This window comes from Bradyrhizobium sp. 21 (assembly GCF_023073335.1).
Taxonomy (GTDB): Bacteria; Pseudomonadota; Alphaproteobacteria; order Rhizobiales; family Xanthobacteraceae; genus Bradyrhizobium.
Genome location: NZ_JADPJG010000002.1, coordinates 731,536 through 751,043 on the forward strand (window position 1 = coordinate 731,536; position 19,508 = coordinate 751,043).

General features: G+C 63.2%; 21 protein-coding genes. 15 read left to right on the forward strand and 6 right to left on the reverse strand.

The window, feature by feature from the left end; translation table 11 throughout:
• The 9 genes from IVB31_RS03325 to IVB31_RS03365 form a co-directional block, all read left to right on the forward strand.
• A partial coding sequence (locus IVB31_RS03325) for a molybdopterin cofactor-binding domain-containing protein (RefSeq protein WP_247318487.1) occupies positions 1-667 on the forward strand: 667 nt, incomplete at its 5' end.
• Complete coding sequence (locus IVB31_RS03330) at positions 664-1,500, forward strand: FAD binding domain-containing protein (RefSeq protein WP_247318489.1); 837 nt, start codon at positions 664-666, stop codon at positions 1,498-1,500. The genes IVB31_RS03325 and IVB31_RS03330, both read left to right, overlap by 4 nt.
• Complete coding sequence (locus IVB31_RS03335; protein ID WP_247318491.1) at positions 1,497-2,702, forward strand: 2Fe-2S iron-sulfur cluster-binding protein; 1,206 nt, start codon at positions 1,497-1,499, stop codon at positions 2,700-2,702. The genes IVB31_RS03330 and IVB31_RS03335 overlap by 4 nt, the downstream gene beginning before the upstream one ends.
• Before the next feature lie 76 nt (positions 2,703-2,778).
• A complete protein-coding gene (locus tag IVB31_RS03340) occupies positions 2,779-3,933 on the forward strand; it encodes an ABC transporter substrate-binding protein (protein ID WP_247318493.1) in 1,155 nt (384 codons plus the stop codon).
• 71 nt (positions 3,934-4,004) lie between these two features.
• Positions 4,005-4,877, forward strand: a complete 873-nt coding sequence (locus tag IVB31_RS03345; RefSeq protein WP_247318496.1) for a branched-chain amino acid ABC transporter permease — start codon at positions 4,005-4,007, stop codon at positions 4,875-4,877.
• The gene (locus IVB31_RS03350) at positions 4,874-5,920 is read left to right on the forward strand and encodes a branched-chain amino acid ABC transporter permease (protein WP_247318499.1); all 1,047 of its coding nucleotides are present in this window, start codon (positions 4,874-4,876) and stop codon (positions 5,918-5,920) included. The genes IVB31_RS03345 and IVB31_RS03350 overlap by 4 nt, the downstream gene beginning before the upstream one ends.
• Positions 5,921-5,940: 20 nt before the next feature.
• Complete coding sequence (locus IVB31_RS03355; protein WP_247319407.1) at positions 5,941-6,702, forward strand: ABC transporter ATP-binding protein; 762 nt, start codon at positions 5,941-5,943, stop codon at positions 6,700-6,702.
• Positions 6,695-7,399: an ABC transporter ATP-binding protein gene (locus tag IVB31_RS03360; RefSeq protein ID WP_247318501.1), complete on the forward strand. Its 705-nt coding sequence runs from the start codon at positions 6,695-6,697 to the stop codon at positions 7,397-7,399. The genes IVB31_RS03355 and IVB31_RS03360 overlap by 8 nt, the downstream gene beginning before the upstream one ends.
• Complete coding sequence (locus IVB31_RS03365) at positions 7,392-7,742, forward strand: Rieske (2Fe-2S) protein (protein ID WP_247318504.1); 351 nt, start codon at positions 7,392-7,394, stop codon at positions 7,740-7,742. Before IVB31_RS03360 ends, IVB31_RS03365 begins: the two co-directional genes overlap by 8 nt.
• 107 nt (positions 7,743-7,849) lie before the next feature.
• On the opposite strand, the gene IVB31_RS03370 is transcribed toward IVB31_RS03365, so the two are convergent.
• Positions 7,850-8,710 carry an alpha/beta hydrolase gene (locus IVB31_RS03370; protein ID WP_247318507.1) on the reverse strand — a complete coding sequence of 287 codons (861 nt, stop codon included), beginning with the start codon at positions 8,708-8,710 and terminating at the stop codon, positions 7,850-7,852.
• A gap of 182 nt (positions 8,711-8,892) precedes the next feature.
• A complete protein-coding gene (locus IVB31_RS03375) occupies positions 8,893-9,138 on the reverse strand; it encodes a hypothetical protein (RefSeq protein WP_247318511.1) in 246 nt (81 codons plus the stop codon).
• Positions 9,139-9,277: 139 nt separating this feature from the next.
• Here IVB31_RS03375 and gspD point away from each other — a divergent pair, with 139 nt between their 5' ends.
• The 6 genes from gspD to IVB31_RS03405 are packed head-to-tail and all read left to right on the forward strand — an operon-like array spanning position 9,278 to position 15,182.
• Complete coding sequence (gene gspD / locus IVB31_RS03380; protein WP_247319410.1) at positions 9,278-11,617, forward strand: type II secretion system secretin GspD; 2,340 nt, start codon at positions 9,278-9,280, stop codon at positions 11,615-11,617.
• Between the two features lie 6 nt (positions 11,618-11,623).
• Positions 11,624-12,844 (forward strand): type II secretion system F family protein, encoded by a 1,221-nt coding sequence (locus IVB31_RS03385; protein WP_247318513.1) that lies wholly within the window; start codon positions 11,624-11,626, stop codon positions 12,842-12,844.
• Positions 12,844-13,296, forward strand: coding sequence for a GspH/FimT family pseudopilin (locus IVB31_RS03390; RefSeq protein ID WP_247318515.1), 453 nt, complete (start codon positions 12,844-12,846; stop codon positions 13,294-13,296). The genes IVB31_RS03385 and IVB31_RS03390 overlap by 1 nt, the downstream gene beginning before the upstream one ends.
• Positions 13,283-13,714: a prepilin-type N-terminal cleavage/methylation domain-containing protein gene (locus tag IVB31_RS03395; protein ID WP_247318517.1), complete on the forward strand. Its 432-nt coding sequence runs from the start codon at positions 13,283-13,285 to the stop codon at positions 13,712-13,714. The genes IVB31_RS03390 and IVB31_RS03395 overlap by 14 nt, the downstream gene beginning before the upstream one ends.
• Entirely contained in the window at positions 13,711-14,376 is a 666-nt protein-coding gene (locus IVB31_RS03400; protein WP_247318519.1) for a prepilin-type N-terminal cleavage/methylation domain-containing protein, read from the forward strand. Before IVB31_RS03395 ends, IVB31_RS03400 begins: the two co-directional genes overlap by 4 nt.
• 17 nt (positions 14,377-14,393) lie before the next feature.
• Positions 14,394-15,182, forward strand: a complete 789-nt coding sequence (locus IVB31_RS03405; RefSeq protein ID WP_247318520.1) for a type II secretion system protein GspK — start codon at positions 14,394-14,396, stop codon at positions 15,180-15,182.
• A 25-nt stretch (positions 15,183-15,207) separates the two neighbouring features.
• On the opposite strand, the gene IVB31_RS03410 is transcribed toward IVB31_RS03405, so the two are convergent.
• Genes IVB31_RS03410 through IVB31_RS03425 form a run of 4 tightly spaced genes read right to left on the reverse strand, consistent with a single transcriptional unit; the run spans position 15,208 to position 19,223 of the window.
• Positions 15,208-15,708 carry a hypothetical protein gene (locus IVB31_RS03410; protein ID WP_247318522.1) on the reverse strand — a complete coding sequence of 167 codons (501 nt, stop codon included), beginning with the start codon at positions 15,706-15,708 and terminating at the stop codon, positions 15,208-15,210.
• The gene (gene gspM, locus IVB31_RS03415) at positions 15,705-16,283 is read right to left on the reverse strand and encodes a type II secretion system protein GspM (protein WP_247318525.1); all 579 of its coding nucleotides are present in this window, start codon (positions 16,281-16,283) and stop codon (positions 15,705-15,707) included. Before gspM ends, IVB31_RS03410 begins: the two co-directional genes overlap by 4 nt.
• Complete coding sequence (locus IVB31_RS03420; RefSeq protein WP_247318528.1) at positions 16,280-17,455, reverse strand: PilN domain-containing protein; 1,176 nt, start codon at positions 17,453-17,455, stop codon at positions 16,280-16,282. The genes gspM and IVB31_RS03420 overlap by 4 nt, the downstream gene beginning before the upstream one ends.
• Before the next feature lie 4 nt (positions 17,456-17,459).
• Positions 17,460-19,223, reverse strand: a complete 1,764-nt coding sequence (locus tag IVB31_RS03425) for an ATPase, T2SS/T4P/T4SS family (RefSeq protein ID WP_247318531.1) — start codon at positions 19,221-19,223, stop codon at positions 17,460-17,462.
• Between the last annotated feature and the right edge of the window lie 285 nt (positions 19,224-19,508).

A 19,508-nucleotide genomic window follows, 5' to 3' on the forward strand; every position in this document is an offset into this window, starting at 1 on the left:
CGCCAAATTGCTGCAACACGAGCCGGCCTCCGTCGTCCTGCAGAATGGCGAGGTCCGCGGCGTCAACGGCAGCGTCAGCCTGCAGGCGATCGCCCACACCTGGTATCGCCGCCCGCAGGATCTGCCTGTTGACGTCGATCCCGGCGGCCTGGAAGTGACGCAGGGCTACAAGCCCGTGCGCGACAGCGGCACGTTCAGCTATGCCGCGCATGCCGCTGTCGTCGCCGTCGACCCTGAAGTCGGCGAGGTCGAGATCCTCGATTACGTGATCGTCGAGGACGGCGGCGTGCTGGTCAATCCGATGGTCGTCGACGGCCAGATCTATGGCGGTCTCGCCCAAGGCATCGGCACGGCGCTCTACGAGGAAATGCCGTTCGACAATTCCGGCCAGCCGCTGGCGACGACGCTGGCCGATTATCTGCTGCCCGGCGCGACCGAGGTTCCCGCCGCGCGGCTCGATCACATGGAGACGCCGTCGCCCTATACGCAGTTTGGCGTGAAAGGCATCGGCGAGGGCGGTGCGATCGCGCCGCCCGCCGCAATCGCCAACGCCGTCAACGATGCGCTGCGCCCGCTCGGTGTCGAGCTGATGCAGTCACCGATCACGCCGCATCGCGTCGTCGCGGCCGTGCTGGCCGCGCGCACTTCCGGAAGGAGCGCGGCATGAAGCCAGTGCCTTTCAGCTACGAACGTCCACGCGACCTCAATTCGGCGCTGTCGATGCTCGCAGCAAGCCGCGGATCGGCGAAGATCATCGCGGGCGGCCAATCGCTCGGTCCCATGCTCAATCTGCGGCTGGTCCAGCCGGAGCTGGTGGTCGACATTTCCGGCCTTGCCGAGCTCAAGCGGGCGGAAATTCGCGGCGGCGAACTCGTGCTCGGGGCCCTCGTCACGCATGCCGACATCGAGGACGGGCGCACGGCCGATGTGACGCGCGGCGCCATGCCTGGAGTCGCGGCCAACATCGCCTATCGCGCGGTGCGCAACCGCGGCACGATCGGCGGCTCGCTCAGCCATGCCGATCCCGCGGCGGATTGGATTTCGGCACTTGCCGCGTTGGGCGCGCGGGTGACGCTGCGCAGCCTTGCCGGCGTACGCAGCATGGCCATCGAGGCCTTCGTCGTCGGTGCGCTGGAATCGGCGCTTGATGCCGGTGAGATCGTCGAGGCCGTCCATGTCCCGGCCCGTGCGACCTCGGCGCATTGGGGCTACGCCAAGAGCTGCCGCAAGACCGGCGAGTTCGCCCACGCGATCGGAGCCCTCCTGGTCGATCCGGCCGCTGCCGCTGCCCGCGTGGTGATCGGTGCGATCGACACGGCCCCGATCGTCGTGACCGATGCCGCCGAGCTGTTCGGCGGACGGATTGCGGCGGACTTCAAGCAGCGTTTCGACGCTCGTGCCGCCGACGCGCTGCTGGTAAAGGCCGGCATCGACGACGCCGCGCAGCGCCACATCCATGTCAGCGTGTTGAAGCGCGCCGTTTTCGAGGCCGCCGCATGACCGCGATCGTCCTCAACGTCAACCGCCGCGCGGTGGAGGTGCAGGCCGAGCCGCGCACCAGCCTTGCCGATTTCGTGCGCGACAAGCTCGACCTGACCGGCACGCATCTCGGCTGCGAGCACGGCGTCTGCGGTGCCTGCACCGTGCTGCTCGACGGCGTGCCGGCGCGGTCCTGCATCACTTATGCAGTGGCCTGCGAGGGCGCGGATGTCACCACGATCGAAGGGCTGGACGAGGACGAGGTCATGGCCGAGTTGCGCGCCGCCTTCACCCGGGAGCATGCGCTGCAATGCGGCTATTGCACGCCGGGAATGCTGGTCTCTGCGCGCGACCTCGTCCTGCGCCTGCCCGACGCAGACGAGCGCCGGATCCGTGTCGGTCTCAGCGGCAATCTCTGCCGCTGCACCGGCTATGTCGGGATCGTGCGGGCGGTGCAGTCGGTGATCGCGGCGCGACGAGGGCGCAATATCGGGCCACAGGCAGACGGTGGTCGGATCCACCTTGGGCCGGCTGGATCAGGGCGGGCCATGTCCGGCCACGACGACCAGCCGCTGCCGACTGCCGGGCTGGAGTTGGCGGCGGCATCGGACAGTGTCGCGCCGGACGTCATTCCGGACTTCACCCCTGCGAACGTTCTCGATCAGAGTTTCACGCTGCCATATATGCCGGCGAAAGTCTTTGCGATGTTCGCCGATATCAAGGGTATCGCAGCCTGCCTTCCCGGCGTGTCGCTGACGGCGCCGCCGAGCCCGGAGCGCGTCGAAGGTGCGATCCGCGTCAGGCTCGGGCCGATCGTGGCGGCCTTCGAGGGCGCCGCGCGCGTCGAGCGTGATCCCGCGGCGCTCACAGGCCGCATCATTGGCATCGGCACCGACCGGCGCAGCCACTCGGCGACGCAAGGCGATATCCGTTATCGTCTGGTCCCGCTCGATGGCGGCGAGGCGACCGCCGTCGAACTGTCGATTGGATACACGCTCACCGGGATGCTGGCCCAGATCGGCCGTCCCGGCCTGGTGCGAGATCTCGCCAAGCGGCTGGTCGCGGACTTCGCCGGCAATCTCGATCGCCAGATGTCGGGCGCGCCGCCACGAGAGGTGGCCCCGGCGGAACTCAGCGGCTTGTCGATCATCTCCGACGTGTTGCGCGCCCGGGTCGCGCGCATCCTGGGCCGCGTCTTCGCCGGACGAGGTGGAGCGGAATGATCGGCGCGCTCGCGCCGCAGAGTGACGAAGTCTGGACTGCCATGAAGATCAACCGCGTGGGATTTGGAGAGACAACATGAAACGCACATTCGGACTTGTTCCGGCCATCGCGCTGGCGACCGTCTTGTTCGGTGGCGCAGCAGAGGCGCAGACCATCAAGATCGGCGTCAACGAGCCGCTCACCGGCGCATTCGCGGCGTCCGGCACCTATGTCGTCAACGGCGCCAGGATCGCCGCCGACGAGATCAACGCGAAGGGCGGCATTCTGGGCAAGAAGATCGAGCTCGTGATCGAGGATAACAAGAGCAACCCGACGGAAGCTGCCGCCGTCGCCGAAAAACTCATTACCAGCGACAAGGTGCCGGTCCTGATGGGCGCCTGGGGCTCGAGCCTGACGCTCGCCGTGATGCCCAAGCTGATGGAATACGAGACGGCGATGGTGGTGGAGACCTCGTCCTCGGGCAAGATCACCACGACCGGCAATCCCTTCATCTTCCGCATCTCGCCGCCCTCGGCGGTCGAGGCCGCGGCGTTCAAGGGGATCGTCGACAAGCTCGCCTTGAAGAAGGTCGACTTCCTCGTCATCAACAACGACTGGGGCCGCGGCACCGCCGAGGATTTCAGCAAGATGATGAAGGACAAGGGGATCAGTGTCGGCCTGGTCGAGACCATGGACCAGGGCGCGCAGGACATGAGCGCACAGCTGTCCAAGATCAAGAGCTCCGAGTCCGAGACGGTCATCGTTACGACCGCGGTCGACCAGCTGACGCTGATCTTCAAGCAGGCCGCCGCGCTGGGGCTGAAGAAGCGCATCATCACCACCGGCGGTTCGCAAAACCCCGACCAGATCATCGCCCAGGCGGGAGCAGCCGCCAACGGCACCATGCATCTGACGACGTTCCTGCCGTGGTTTCCCGACAAGACGCCGAACCCGGAGGCGACCAACTATTTCATCTCGGAATGGAAGAAGCGCGGCTTCGAATTCGCCGGTTGCACCGAGAGCTTCCGCGGCTATGACGGCATCCGCACCGTCGCGGCCGCGATCGAGAAGGCGGGCAAGGCCGAACCCGCGGCGATCAAGGCGGCATTCTGGGACATCAAGGTGAAGGGGCTCAACGGCGACATCGTGTTCCGCAAATCCGGTCCCGAGGGCAAGGAAAGTGGACAGAGCCAGCCGAACGTCTATCTCATCGAGATCAACGACGGCAAGGTCGAGATGAAGACGCTCTGAGGTCGGTCAATCCTGGGCGAGGGCGGCGCTTCGCGGCCCTCGCCGACATCTGGGGCATTCGGGAATAGCTCTTGAACGAGTTTCTGCAGCATCTGGTCAACATGCTCGTGCTCGGTGGCACCTATGCGCTGCTGGGCATCGGGCTGACGCTGATCTTCGGCATCATGAACGTCGTGAATTTCACGCATGGCGTGCTTTACACGTTCGGCGCCTACGTGATGTTCATCGTGGTGCAGCAGCTCGGGCTGAACTTCTTTCTCGCGCTCCCCGTCGCCGTGCTGGCCGGATGGCTGCTTGGCGCGCTCATCGAGCTGACATTGCTGCGGCCGCTGCGCGGCTCCGACATCGACACGACGATGCTGGTGATGATCGGCGCCTGGATCGCGATGCAGTCGGGCACGCTGTGGATCTGGGGCGGCGTCGCCAAATCGGTGGCCACGCCGTTTCCCGACGCGCCGCTGGTGCTCGGGCCGGTGTCCGTGTCCTGGCTGCGCCTGTTCGTCCTCGCCGCCGCGGCGCTGCTGATCCTGGTGACGTACCTGCTGATCAACCGCACGAGCCTCGGCCGCGCGATGCGGGCAACGTTCCAGGACCAGGACACCGCGTCGCTGATGGGCGTCAATGTCGATCTGATCTACACCTCCACCTTCGCGATCGGCTCCAGCCTCGCGGCTGCCGCGGGCGCTCTGCTCGGGCCGGTCTACGTGATCTTCCCGCAGATGGGCGATCTCGCCGCCGTCAAGGCTTTTGCCATCGTCATTCTCGGCGGCCTCGGCAACATCACCGGCGCGGTGATCGGCGGTTTCATCCTGGCGCTCGCCGAGGAGCTAGGCGCCGGCTACGTCTCGTCCGGCTATCGCGACGCGATGGGCTTTCTGATCATCATCGCGGTTCTGATTTTTCGCCCGACCGGGCTGTTCGCGCGGGCGGAGCGTGTCGGATGAGAATAGTCGTCACCATTCTCGCGGTCGCAGCACTCGCCTCGGTGCCGCTCTGGCTCCGCGATCCCTATCTCCTCAACGCGTTGATCACGACCGGCATCTTCGTCATCGGCGCAATGAGCCTCAATCTCCTGCTCGGTTTCACGGGCCAGCTCAGCCTCGGTCACATCGCCTTCTTCGGCATCGGCGCCTATGTCAGCGCGCTGACATCGCTCGGCTTCGACATCGGCCTGCCCGGAGGCTGGCGCCTGGTTCACGAGCCCTGGCCGCCTATTGTGGGCCTGGCGCTCGCAATCCTCATCGCCGGATTATGCGGCTATTTCGTCGGGCTGCTCTCGTTCCGTGTACGCGGCGCCTATTTCGTCATCGTGACCATCTCCTTCGCCGAGGTGGTCCGGCTGGTTGCGCTGAACTGGGTCGAGCTGACGCAGGGGCCGCTGGCATTGACCAATATTCCGTCCATCGTGCTGCCGTTGCCCGGCTTCGGCGAGATGACGTTGCGCACCAAGCTGCAGAATTATTATCTCGTGCTGGTTGTGGCTTTCATCGCTTATCTGCTGATTGCGCGCCTCGTTCACTCGCATTTCGGCCGCGCGATGCGTGGGCTGATGGAGAACGAGACGCTTGCCGTCTCCGTCGGTATCGACGTCACCAAGACGCTGACGCTGGCGGCGGTGATCTCGGCTGCGATCGCCGGTGCGGCCGGCAGCCTCTATGCGCATTACATCCGGATCATCGACCCCGAAGTGTTTGCCTTCATCAACACCGTCACCATGGTGATCATGGTCATCAGCGGCGGCAAGGGCTCGCTCGCCGGACCCGTCGTCGGTGGCCTGATCTTCGGGCTGCTGCCGGTCGCGCTGCGTCCGATCATGGCGCCGGAGGCGCAGTGGATCGCCTATGGCGGTGTGCTGATCGCGATTCTGTTCGTGCTGCCGCGCGGCATCGTACCCTCGCTCGTGCAGCGATTTGTCCGACGGCGGAGCGGGACGAATTCGCTATCGCCCGTCGCTCTCGCCGAGACCGGCGCCAAGGAGCCGGCGTAGTGACGGCGCGCGCCATTGCCATGACGATCGAGCAGGTAGCGGTGCGTTTCGGCGGCTTGGTCGCGATCTCCGACATGAGTTTCACCGTGGGCGAGGGCGAGATCGTCAGCCTGATCGGTCCGAACGGCGCCGGCAAGACCACTGCCTTCAACGTCATGACCGGCTTCCTGGCGCCGAGCGCGGGCCGCGTCACCTATCAGGGCGCCACGCTGACCGGATTGAAGCCACATCAGATCGCCGATCTCGGCCTGATCCGCACGTTCCAGCGCACCAGCGTGTTTCCCAACGACACCGTCTACGACAATCTCCTGATCGGCCTGCACCGGCAGGGCCGGGTCCGTCTGCTTGACGCCATCCTGGGCCTGCCGGGGGCGCGCGCCTCGGAGCGCAAGCTGCGGCAGCGGGCGAGCGAGCTGGTCGAATGGGTCGGCCTTGGACGCCGTAGCCACGATGCAGCCGGTTCGCTCTCCTATGGCGAGCAGCGTCTGGTCGGCGTCGCGCTGGCGCTCGCGGCGGAGCCCTCGATGCTGCTGCTCGATGAGCCGGTCTCGGGCATGAACGCTTCGGAAACACACCGGTTCGTCGAGCTCATCCGCAGCATTCGTGACCGCGGCATCACGATACTGCTGGTCGAGCACGACATGCCGATGGTGATGACGGTCTCGGACCGCATCGTCGTGCTCAATTACGGCCGCATCATCGCGGAGGGAACGCCAGACGTGATCCGCAACGATCCGGCCGTGATCGAGGCCTATCTCGGACATGGGGCCCCGCGTGCTTGAGATCCGCGACATGGTGTGCGGCTATGGCGGCGTCACCGCGCTGCGCGGCATCTCGCTGGATGTGAAGGCCGGACAATTGGTCGCGCTGATCGGCGCCAACGGCGCCGGCAAGAGCACGACGCTGCGCGCCATTTCCGGACTGGTGCCACCGCGCTCCGGACAAATGCGGTTTGAGGGCGTCGACATCACCGGAGCGAAGCCGCCGCGCGTGCTGGCGAGCGGGATAGCGCATTGCCCGGAAGGGCGCCGGGTGTTTCCGCACATGAGCGTCGAGGAGAATCTCGACATGGGGGCTTACCTCCGGAGCGGTTCGGGTGAGATCGCGGCCGATCGCGACCGCATCTACACGGAATTTCCGCGGCTCGCCGAGCGGCGCAGGCAAGCGGCGGGCACGCTGTCCGGTGGCGAGCAGCAGATGCTCGCGATCGGGCGCGCGCTGATGTCGCGGCCGCGGCTGATCATGTTCGACGAACCGTCGCTCGGGCTCGCTCCGAACATCGTCGAGCGCACCTTTGCGATCATCCGTGGCATTCGCGATGCCGGCACCACGGTGCTGCTGGTCGAGCAGAACGCGTATGCGGCCCTCGACATGTGCGACCATGCCTATCTGCTCGAGAACGGCCGTATCGTGCTGTCCGGGGCCGGCGCCGAGCTGATCGAGAACGAGCACGTGCGGAAGGCCTATCTCGGTGGATGATGCGGATGTCCGCGCGGACGAGCCCGGATGGATTGCGGTCTGCGACCTCGCCCGGCTGAAGGCAGAGGGCATTGTCCGCGTCGCAGGTCGCGACGTGCTCGTGATCTGGAACGAGGGCGCTGTCGTCGCCTGCGAACGTGCGTGCCCGCACGAGCAGGCCGATCTCGGTCTTGGGCATGTCGCGGAGAAGCGCCTGTTCTGCCCACGCCATGCGGCATCGTTCGATTTGCGTAATGGGGCGATCACTGCGGGATGGCCGAGTCCACCGTTACGGCTTTATCCGGTGCTGATCAGGGAAGAGCAGGTGTGGATTGAGGCATCGGAGCGACGATCACCGCGATGATGGCATCATGCCCCCTGTGTTGCTCGAAGAGTCAAAGCCATCCGCAACGTGGATTTTGCCTTTAGAAACAAGGGCATTCTACTTTGCATGGGGTTGTTTTCGCGTTTTTAATTCAGCAACCGCCTGATGGCGTCGACCAGAACGCCGTCCGGCCGCCGCAATGCCTCGAGGATGGTGAAATGGTCGGCGCCTTCGACCGGAATGAGTTTGCCGGGCGCCTGCGCGGCCATGCGCTTGTCGTGGAAATCGATTGAATCGCACATGAGGGCCGGGAGCTCGCTGGTGCCATAGGCGATCTCGAGCCGCTTGGGCGTCACGGAGAGGCGAAGCGGCGAGAGAGCGGCAATCTCTTCGTCCGTCAGCTTCAGCGCGTTGTTCAGCCCTGTATCGCGGATCGGCGCGAGATCGTAGACGCCTGATATCGCCAGTCCCGCATGGACGCGCGGATGGCCCAGCGCCATCGCAACGAGGTGGGCGCCCGCGGACCAGCCCGACAGCACCACCCGACCGGCGACGCCATAGGACGCGCCGTGTGCGGCGAGCCAGTCGAGCGCACGTGGGATTTCGGCAACGATATCGGTCAGCGACACTTCGGGCGCCAGCGAATAGCCGGGAATGGCGACCGACCAGCCATGCGCGGCAACGCCTTCGACCAGCATGGCGAACAGCTCGCGCGAATTGCGCTGCCAATAGCCGCCATGCAAGAACACCAGGCAGGGAGCATCGGGCCTGGTGGCCGGGTAGAGATCGATCTTGTTGTTCGCCCGCTCGCCGTAAGGCAGATCGAGATGGGACTTCAACGTGCCTCGCAGTCGCCCCGACGCTTCGTTGCGCGCGGCGATCAGGGCCGCGCTGTTCTTGACGGCCGCGTTGTTGTCATAGGCGGCGTCACGTTCTGCCTGGGAAAGCTCGGACCACCTGGCACGGGGGGCAAGCGACCGAACTGTCGAATGAGCATTCTCAACCATAAACTCTCCGATCGGCTCCTGGATGGCACGCTCGTCAATTTGGGCCGGCTATTCACCGTCTATGGAGGCCTTGGATCAGCCGTGTCCAGATCGGACAAGGCTGCTGGGTCTTATGCCACGCGCGATCATTGTTACTTTCTCTTGTCCGCAGCACTTTTTATAGCGGTTGAACGAGACGCCATTCAGGCAAAGCCCTCGATCTGGATCTTGGCCGCCTTGGACTTTGACCCCGAAAGATGGTTGAGGACGCGAGGGCCGACGAGACCCAGGATAGCGGTCACGACGAGCGCAAAGCCGTCCTGCTGCAAACAAAAGGCGGTGCAGGGAGCGTTTTCGGCGATTGAAGCTATGCAGACGGTTGCGCAGCATTCAATCTGACATTGCGTTTCCTGTCGTATCTTCAAAACACGGAACGACCAAGATGCCATCTGTGCAATCCGGCCGATAGTTGTGGAAAAAGATAGGCCCAACCACGCGGTGTGATAGGGCTCAGCTATAGTTTCGTTGGACCAAACCCAAGCGCTATCGTTGCCTCTGGTTTTGTGTGGGCGGGAGCCGTTGACTTCAGTGATCGTCGCGAACGTTCGGAGCATCCCCTCTGCGCGCAACCGAGGACAGATCGCGAAGCCGCTGGCGTTTTTGGAGTCAGCGGAGTTGTCAGTGTCAGTATTCTGTCACAAACGTCTGGGTAGATTGGCCGCTCTCGGTCTTCTGGTGGGGCTTACCGCCTGTCAGACTGCCCAGATCGAAGATGCTTCGGAGAGTGTGAGGGAAGCCTGGAATGCGCCGCCGCCTGCGACGCGAACGGCCGCCGTCAGCAGCTACAGCAATCAGCCTATACCGTCTCCACTCGGGCCCAAAGCGGCGGGAGAGCCGGCTTTCTTCAACGGTTCCGGACGATTTCTCGGAAGCAAGCCCACCGGCTCAACGGGAGCGGCGCCGGAGGAGGCCGGGGATGGCGTCACACTGAACCTGCTCAATGCATCCGTAGCGCAGGCGGCGAAAACGGTGCTCGGTGACTTGCTTGCCGCAAAATATACGATCGATCCGGGCATCGACGGGAAGATCACGCTCCAGACCCCTGGTCCGGTCGCAAAGGCGGCCGCCCTCAATCTGTTCCAGACAGCGCTCCGGTCGAACAACGCCGCGATGATCTATTCGGGCGGTGCCTACAAGATCGTGTCGCTCGACCAGGCTGCGGTGGGTGCGAACATCCAGATCGACGGAGATATCGACAGCACCGGCGGCATCGCGTCCAGCTTGCGCGTCGTGCAGCTCAAATATGTCAGCGCCTCGGAGATCCGCCGTGTGCTGGAGCCGATCTCCCCGCGCGGTACGATCGTGCGCACCGATGATGCACGGAACACCATCACGCTGTCGGGCAACGATCGAGACATTGGCGGTGTTCTTGATGCCATCAGTGTTTTCGACGTCGACGTGATGAAGGGCATGTCCTTCGGCATCGTGCCTGTCAAAGCCAGCGATCCGGCCGCCATCAGCGATGAACTCCGCAAGGTCTTTGACTCGGACCGGGAGGGCCCGATGGGAGGCATGGTCCGATTTCTTCCCAACAAGCGAATGGGAGCCATTCTCGTCATCACGCCGCAAGCCCAATATCTGTCGCGGGCAACGACTTGGATCCGCCGGCTTGACAATCGCGGGGAGGGAACCGAGAAACAATTCTATACCTACGTCGTGCAAAATCGGCGTGCCTCGGAACTGGTCGGCGTCCTGCAAACGATGTTTGTCCAAGGCAAGGACGGCGGCAGCGACGCCGGCAGCAGTCGCAGCGTCGCGCCGCAATATTCCGAAGTTAGCGCCCAGACCTCGGGAATGAAGCAACAGTCGGGTACGTCCATGCAATCTGGCGGCATGGGCGGTTCTCAGTCCTCCACGCCGCCGGCCACAAAAGCTGCGGATACCGGGCCCGAAACAACATCTTCCATTCAGCTCGGTAAGGACGACAGCACGGGCGGACCGCGCATCAAGGTCGTTGCCGACGAGGCCAAGAATACGGTTCTGATCGAGGCATCGGCCGCCGACTATCGGCGTGTCGTCCGCGTGATCGGCACGCTCGATGTCATTCCGAACCAGGTCCTGATCGAGGCGATGATCGCCGAGGTCACCCTGAAGGACGAATTGCGCTTCGGCCTGCGCTGGTTCCTGAGCAACAAGAACCAGAGCGGCACATTTTCCGACGATCTTTCAGGCTCGATCGGCTCGGTATTCCCTGGCTTCTCGTATGCGCTGCGGGCCTCCAACATCTCTGCGACATTGACGGCGCTCAATCAGATCACCGATGTCAATGTGATCTCCTCTCCTTCGCTCACCGTCGCCGATAACAAGACCGCGGCCCTTCAGGTCGGTGACCAGGTGCCAATTACCACGCAATCGGCCGTCAGCGTGTTGACGCCGGGGGCTCCCGTCGTGAACTCGGTCAGCTACAAAGACACCGGCGTCATTCTCTCGATCACGCCGCGGATCAGCGAAAGCGGGCGGGTCATGCTGGATATCGAACAGGAGGTATCGACCGTTTCCGAGACGACCTCGTCATCGATCAATTCCCCGACCATCAGCCAACGGCGGGTGAGGACGACGGTTGTCGTCAACGACGGCGAGGCCTTCGCGTTGGGGGGGCTCATTCAGGACAAGCGAACCAAGACGAGGGCGCAGATCCCTGTGCTTGGGGATATCCCGATCCTCGGGAATGCGTTGAGAATGAAGGACGATCTGATCGGCAAGACGGAGCTCGTCATCATGATTGCTCCTCATGTCATCCGGAACCTGAACGAAGCCCGGCAGATGACCGATGAATTCAGGCGCGAGCTTGCGATCATCATGCCTTATGGCCCACGGCCGGTACCACCTCGAACGCCCGAACAGAAACTGCGTCGGACCCTGGAGTGAGGCGGCATGCCGTCGTTTCTCTATAAGGCTTACGGAAGCGGCGGGGAGCTCGCGGAAGGGCGTGTCCAGGCGCTCACCGCCGATGCGGCCGATGCCATTCTTGGCCGGCGCGGTCTGACGGCATTCAAGCTGATCGAAGTGTCACAGCATATGCAGCCTTGGTGGCAACGGGATTTGTTGTCGAAGGCCGGTCCAAATCCGACCTATCTGGCGGCGTTTGCCCGCGAATTTGCGGATCTTTACAAGTCAGGCGTGGCGCTGGACGATTGTCTGCGCATCCTTGCCGAACAATCGACTGCCCGGGAACTTCGGCAGGCCTGCGACGGCCTGCTGGAGGACATTCTGAACGGAGCAACGCTGTCGGGAGCGATGGCCGAGCGGCCGTCGACCTATCCCAGCGATTTCATCAATATCGTCCGAGCCGGCGAAACCAGCGGAACATTGGGTTCGGCATTCGACGAGCTCGCTCGCCTGCTCGAACGGCGGCAAGAACTTCGTGCCAAGATCAAGTCGGCTCTGACCTATCCGGCAATCCTGCTCGTGCTGGCGACGGTCTCGATCGGCATCGTCGTCGGAGCCCTGGTGCCGAGCATTGCGCCTATCTTTCAGGAGGGAGGCAAGCCCATGCCTGGAGCTCTTCTGTTGTTGGTGGCATTGGCTGACAACTGGGGCATCGTCGCGGTTGGGATGATTGCGCTGGCCGGCGCGGCTCTCGCGTTCTGGGCGAGCATTCGACGTTCGCCGGCGCGTCGCCTCATCTTCGATGCGTATCGGTTGAGATTGCCGGTTATCGGCATGATCTCGCTCAGCCAGGACACAGCCAACTTTCAACGGACACTCGGAACCCTGCTGCGGGCTGGCGTCTCGCTACTCGAGGCGTCCATGTCGGCGCAGGCCGTGATCCGCAACAGCCTGCTGGCAAGTAAGGTCGAAAGAGCCGTCGGCTTCATCCGCGAAGGAAGACCGCTCGCCGTCGCATTGCGGGATGAAGGCGTGTTTCCGCCCGCCGCGATCCGGATGATGGCGATCGGCGAGGAGACCGGCAAGCTCGATCAGATGCTGCTCCGGTCGGCAGCCGTCTTCGAGGATCGGGCGCTGAAGGGCATCGACCGTGCGATGGCACTCTTGACGCCGGCGCTCACCCTGAGCGTTGCTGTCGTCGTCGGCGGATTGGTGCTGACGGTCATGATGGCGATCCTCAGCATCAACGACGTTGTTGGACGCTGATGCGCTCATGGTCACATGAAGATGACGGCTTTACCATTTTGGAGCTGCTCGTCGTGCTGGCCATCATGGCGCTGGCGCTTGCGCTGGCCCAACCTCTCATCGGCAAGACGGCCGATCGCCTCCGGTTGGAGTCTGCCCAGACTGCGCTTCTCAACGCGCTCAAGACGACACGCGCAGCAGCCATCATCAGGGCCACGGAAGCATCATTGGTGATCGACCTGAACGCGCGGACGTTTCAATCGCCGGCGCTTCCCAAGACGATGCTGCCGGCAAAGGTCGAGCTCGCGCTGAAGGTGGCGGGACTTGAAACCACGGACCGGTCCCACGCCGAGATACGCTTCTATCCGGATGGCTCGTCGACCGGCGGCGACCTGACCCTCAAACTTGAAGATCAGATCGCGCGCCTCTGCGTTCACTGGCTAACGGGGCTTCCGCGTGATGACTGCGATTAGGCTGCCTGCCGCGATAGCGCGACGATGTCTGGCGAACGAGGGCTTCACCCTGCTCGAAGTCGTCGTGTCGTTGGCAATCCTATCTCTCTCGCTCGGTGCGATCTATCATGTCTTGACCAATGCACTCGGGAACGAAAGCTATGCCGAAACGGTCAATCGGGCTCGGCTGGTCGCGCAAGGATTGCTCGCGCGCGTAGGGGCCGACATCCCGGCGAATATCGGCGAAATGTCAGGCGTGGATGGTCATGACCTGCGCTGGCGTCTGAGCCGCAAGGCCTTCACGCGCGGACCCGATAACGGGCGCGCGGGGCTCACGGCGATCGAGGTCTCGGCCGAAGTTTTCTGGGGTGAGGGGCGAACCGAGAAGTCGATCCGTCTCACGACACTTCGTCTCGCCGAAGGCATTCGACCGCGATGACAGATGGTTTGCCGAGTGAGAGGAACGCCTCGGAGGCGGGGTTCACCCTGGTCGAAATGCTGGTCGGGCTTGTACTGACCAGTTTGCTAGCCGTCATGCTGCTCGGCGCGATCCGTTCCGGTCTGACTATTCGCGAGCGAACCGCGCTCCGGGCCACAGCCTTCGACAAGGTCGTCGCCGTTCAGGATTTCCTGCGCAACAGTCTCACGCTGGCCTATCCCCGGCTCATTGGTGAGGCCAACGGAACGGGACGTCTGGAGTTCGAAGGGACGCCGACCTCGGTCCGCTTTGTGGCACCCGCCATGCAGTCCGGCGGCCGCGGCGGCCGGTCCAACTTCACAATTGCAATGAGCAAGTCGAGCCCGCCGGCTTTTGTGGTCGATATCGACGATCCCCGTGCAGGCGCGAATGGCCGCAAGGACATGCTGCTCACAAACGTTGCCAACGTTTCGTTCTCCTACCTTCCGAAGGTCGTATCCGGTGAGGCCCGCTGGGCCGATCATTGGGACCCGGGGGCAACGCTGCCCGCGGCCATTCGAGTCAACGTTCAATTTCCGCCGGGTGACCAGCGTGTATGGCCGGAGTTGCTGATCGTGCCTCGCATCGACGTCGATGTGGGGTGCGTGCTCGACGACCTCACCAAGCGCTGCCGCGGCCGCTAGAAAAGGAGAGTTAAGGCATGCCTCTGCTCTCGGTCCTGTGGGGAATAGCGCTTCTCGCTGTCATCGCGACAACCGTCATGGATGCGACCGGAACATCACGGAAGCTTGCCGACAATGGCCTTTACGCTGCCCAGGCCGACGCCATGGCGGAGGCCGCAATCGTGTGGGCAGCTATCGGCCTGTCCGATCCTACGGGCAGGACCGGCTGGCGCGCCGATGGCCGCACCCTGCAATTCGAGCTTTCGAAATGGCACGCCGTCGTTCGGATCCAGGACGAGCTCGGCCGAATTGACCTCAATTTCGCGGATCAGGATCTGCTGTTCGGGCTCCTTCGTTCTGTCGGCACCGAGCCGCAGAAGGCCACCGCTCTTGCTCTATCGATCACGGAGTGGCGGATGACGCCGATCCCTGGCGCAAGCGCAAGCGGCCAGCCGCAACGGCGCCTGTTTCACGCCGTCAACGAATTGCTGCTGCTTCCCGGCATGTCGCAAGATCTGTTCACCAAGATTGAGCCGGCCCTTACGGTTTATTCGCAGCGCCCAACATTCGACCCTCAACTCGCGCCGCCCGAAGCCCTTCTCGCGTTGCCCGGCGCAACGAGCGATCAGGTAGCCCAAACTCTGGCCCGTCGTTCGCAGGATACGCTCGTGCCCCAGGGGCCATCCTTGAAAGGGCGCGCCTTCTCACTCGCGATCGAGGCCACCGACGGCATCCACAAGCGGGCTTATCGTGCGGCCATCCGTTTTACCGATGACCCGGTCAAGCCTTACTGGCTGCTGGATTACCAGATTGTGTCGAAAAGCTGAGCTGAACACGGGCGCCAATGCCGTGCTAGGGCGCCGGATACATCTTGACGTCCATTTTCGAGGTGTTCTGCCGCAGGGTCACACCGGCCGCCGTGATGGCTTCCACCTTCCAGCCCATGACCTGGTCGCCTTCGCTCAGCCACGTCCCGTTGTTATCGGTTGGGCTGAGCAGCAATGCTTTCTTGACGCGTTTGTCGATGACGATACCGGCGATAGTGACAGTGGGCGGCGGAGCGGCGGGAGCTACCGCCGCTGGAGCAACGATCGTGGGAGCCGGTGGCACGTAAGGAGAGCGCGACTTGAAGAACGCTGGTGTTGCCAAGGTCCGGTCAAGAGCCGCGACCCGCTTTATGGGGACTTCCGGCACCTTCTTCTCACCGGCGCCACCGAGAGCGCCGGTCGGCATCTCGGACCATTCGATGGGGCGTAGGCCGGACTTGATAATTGCGCCAAGAAGACTTGCGTCGAGGAGGCCAAAGACCAGCAGGCAGATCGCTGCAAGAGGTGGGGGCAGCCGCGGTTTCATGGCTGGCCGACATTCTTCGGCAAGGTGCCGGTGATGTCGAGATGCGCCTCGAGCACCGGTTCGGTGGAAGCGCCGTTCGCACCCGCTGTCAGCTTGAGACTCGCATTTCGTATGAAGAGATAGGGCTTGTCGGCTTCCATCTCAAAGATCACTCTTTGAAGCTGCTGATGAGTTCCAACGAGGGAGATTTTCGCACCGATATAGCGCAAGACATCATCCGCCGGGAGCGTCAGGCCCTGCATGGTCAGGACACGTGCGCCATTGCGGTCGGCTACGTTCTTGAGGCGGATCTGGAGTTCGGCTGCAATAACGCCCTCGTTGGCGCCTTTCAGGAAATCGCCCTCGGTCAATTGAGTCTTGATGCGGTCGTTGGCTGCGCGCACTTCACCTTCGCGGGCGAGGATCGCCTCCAGACGGCTGAGTATCTGCTGCTTTTGCGCGATTTCGTCGTCCTGGTTTTGGACTTGGTCGGCCAGCACAGCGGCCAGTCCAACGACGGCCAGAAGAGCCAACGCGTTGAAGCCTATGAAGAGCATCCGCCCGCCGTTGCGGGGCAGTTGGAAAAACCGCTTCATTGCGGCGCCCTCTTTTCGAATGGTTGAGTTCTCACCTTCATCTGCAGGGCGAACCGCTCCCGTTTTTCCGTCGGATCGACGCTGACTGGAGCCGTCAATGCCGCCTCCGCAAAACTGCCGGCGTTTTCAAACAACGTGACGAGCTCTGCCGCCGATGGGGAAAAACCTGTCAGTCGCAAAGTCTGCCCGTCGCCGCCGCTCGTGCCGGCCTGCGTCAGCTGGAGCTCGGTCAGCCAGGACTGGGTGGGCAAGGTCGTCGTGACCCTTTCCCAGACATCCGAGAGGGGAGGTCTCAGGATCTTGTCGCCGCGCACGCGCGTCACTGCGCCCTGGCGCTTGTCCAGATCATCCATCTGGGTCCGGATCAATTGCGCCTTGCCGCGGCTGGCCTCGATCCTGTCCGCAAGCTCGGTGATCATCGCCTGCTTGCGCCAGGTCGCAAGACCGAATGCAGCAGAAGCGAGCACCAGGGCTCCCAGTGCGAGCACGCGCACGGCGTTCCAATACCAGGGCCTTCGGCCCGCCGCTGCCGAATTGAGGACAAGACGCGGGTGGGAAGCCGAACCAAATCCCTCGATCCGTGCGACATCTGCCTGACCGAGATGCAGTTCGCTGAGCGATTCCGCGATGAAGGACCGGCGAATGATCCAGTGGTGGACCGTAATCTTGCCGGAAGCCGATCCGCGTTCGACCTCGTAACTATCGCGGACGTCTTCGGGCTTGAATGTTGTCTTTCGTGCCAGATCCTTGGCGATGATCTGCTCCAGATCCGACAGTGTCTGTTCAGGCAGGTGCAAAGTCCGGCCGAAAAACCTCTCTGTGGGCACCAGGACGACGATGTCGACGTCGTGTCTCGAAAGGAATTTTCCCGACAGAAACTGATTCAATGTCTCGGCGGCGTAACTGGAATAGCGTTCCGTCGTATCCGGCTCGCTCCCATCCCCGGTCATACGAAGCTCGATCGCGCCTCCACCGGTGTCCTTCAGATAGAGTGTCCGTCGGCGTGGACCGAGAAGCCGCCGGCCGACCGGATTCTCGAACAGGCCGAAGAATTCCCTTTGCCACCAGGCCCACAGCGAGTTGAACGATCTTGAGGCAACACGCCAGAACTGGGCCACGCGCCCCCGGCCGAGGAGGCTGCTGGTCGGGCTGGGGACGGCGAGGAGAGGCATCTCGTTAGTGGCTCCGGGTCGCGCGCACGACTTCTTCAAGCGTCGTCTGGCCGTGCCACACCTTCTCGAGACCATCCTCGTACATGGTGGTCATGCCAGCCTCCCGCGCTGCGGCTTCGATCTCCGTCTCGGGTGCGGTCGCCAGGACGAGACGTTGGATTGCCTGGTCGAGGAACAAAAATTCGGAAATTGTCGATCGTCCCCAGAAGCCCGTGCCGCCACATAGGTCGCAGCCATGTTTCTGGCGAATGTCGGGAACGGCGCCCGACGAAAGCCTTTTGAGCTTCCTTCGGATGTCATCAGCGAGGTAGCCGGCGTTGGGATGAGGGACCGAGCAGTGTGGGCAGAGACGCCGCGTCAGGCGTTGAGCGGTCACCGCTTTCACCGTCGACACCAGGAGGTAGTTCTCAATTCCCATATCCGTCAGTCGCGTCATTGTCGAAACGGCGCTGTTGGTATGAAGAGTTGAGAATACGAGATGCCCGGTGAGCGACGCCTGGACGGCAATACGCGCCGTCTCGAGGTCGCGGATTTCGCCGATCATGATGATGTCGGGGTCTTGCCGCAGGATCGAACGCAACGCCGTCGGAAAAGTGAGCCCGATGCTGGACTGAACCTGCACCTGGTTGATGCCCTTGAGCTGGTATTCGATCGGGTCCTCCACGGTGAACAGCTTGCGCTCGGCGGTGTTGAGCGTTTGAAGGGCCGTATAAAGCGTCGTCGTCTTGCCGCTGCCGGTCGGACCCGTGACGAGAATGACACCGTCGGGTTGCTTGAGAAGATCGTCAAAATAGCCGATGCGGGTCTGATCGAAGCCGAGTTCGGTGAAGTCCAGCCGGATGCGCGAGCGGTCGAGGATGCGCATGACCACGCTTTCGCCGAACGCCGTCGGGATCGTCGAGACGCGAAAGTCGATGTCGATGCCGCGGACGGCGACCTTGGTGCGTCCGTCCTGCGGAAGGCGGCGCTCGGCGATGTCGAGCCGCGACATGATCTTGATGCGGGACGTGACCGCAGCCCGGGTCTCCATGCCGAGGCTCTTTACGAGGCGCAGAACACCATCGATCCGGTAGCGGACGAGAACGGCGTCGGCCGTCGGCTCGACGTGAATGTCGCTGGCTCGCTGTTCCACGGCCTCGGTGATGATCTGGTTGACGAGACGGATCGTCGGCGCCTCGCTGGCGAGATCCCGCAGCCGTTGCAGATCGTGCTCGCTGGCATCGGTGCCGCCAACTTCCGCCGAACCGTCCGGCCTCGTCCCGCCATAGACGGCGTCCAGAGCTCGGTCGAAATCCGCCGGCAGGAACAGTTGCACCGAGACGGTGAGATCCGTGGCGTAACTGAGGGCGCGTAATGGCTCGTCGGACAGCGGGTCGGTTGTTCCGACCTCGAGACGGCTTCCATCCACTCTGAGCGGAAGAACCCTGTTGAAACGTACGAAATCCGCATCGATCACCTCAGGCAGGACGGGCGCCTGCGGAATCGAGGACAAATTGGCGATGGGAATATTTAGGAATGCCGCCAGCGAAAGGGCGAGGTCGGTGTCGGATAACAGGCCAAGCTTGCCAAGCACCCGGTCGATCCGGTCCCCGCTCGACATCGCCGCACGGCGCGCGCGCTCAAGCGCCTGGCTGTCGAGTTTCTTGCCTTCAAGAAGGAAGGCGCTGAAGGCATCAACGAAGCTGACGGCCGCCGGCTGATCGATTGGCTGCTTGGATCCTGCGACCGGTGGGACGGAATATGGTCTGATGGCTGATGCGGCTCGCATGGCTCAATACAAATGTCCTGAAACCCAACTCGCCAGAACGCCGGCGCTTGGAAACGGGCCAGAGGCCGTTCTCTCGAGCCTGTCGAGGCCGCGAAAATCGGCGATCAAGAGCGCAAGGAGAATTGCCGCGAGAACGAGGCCGCAAAAAACATCCTCAGGAACAAATCGCGGGATTGTCATTCGGGCACCTCGCACAGCCTGCCGCATGATCAATGCGCTACGGCGTTTCGACTTGCAAGGCGAAGGTCAACGACAGATTGCGCAGCTGTGGACAATCGCGCTGGA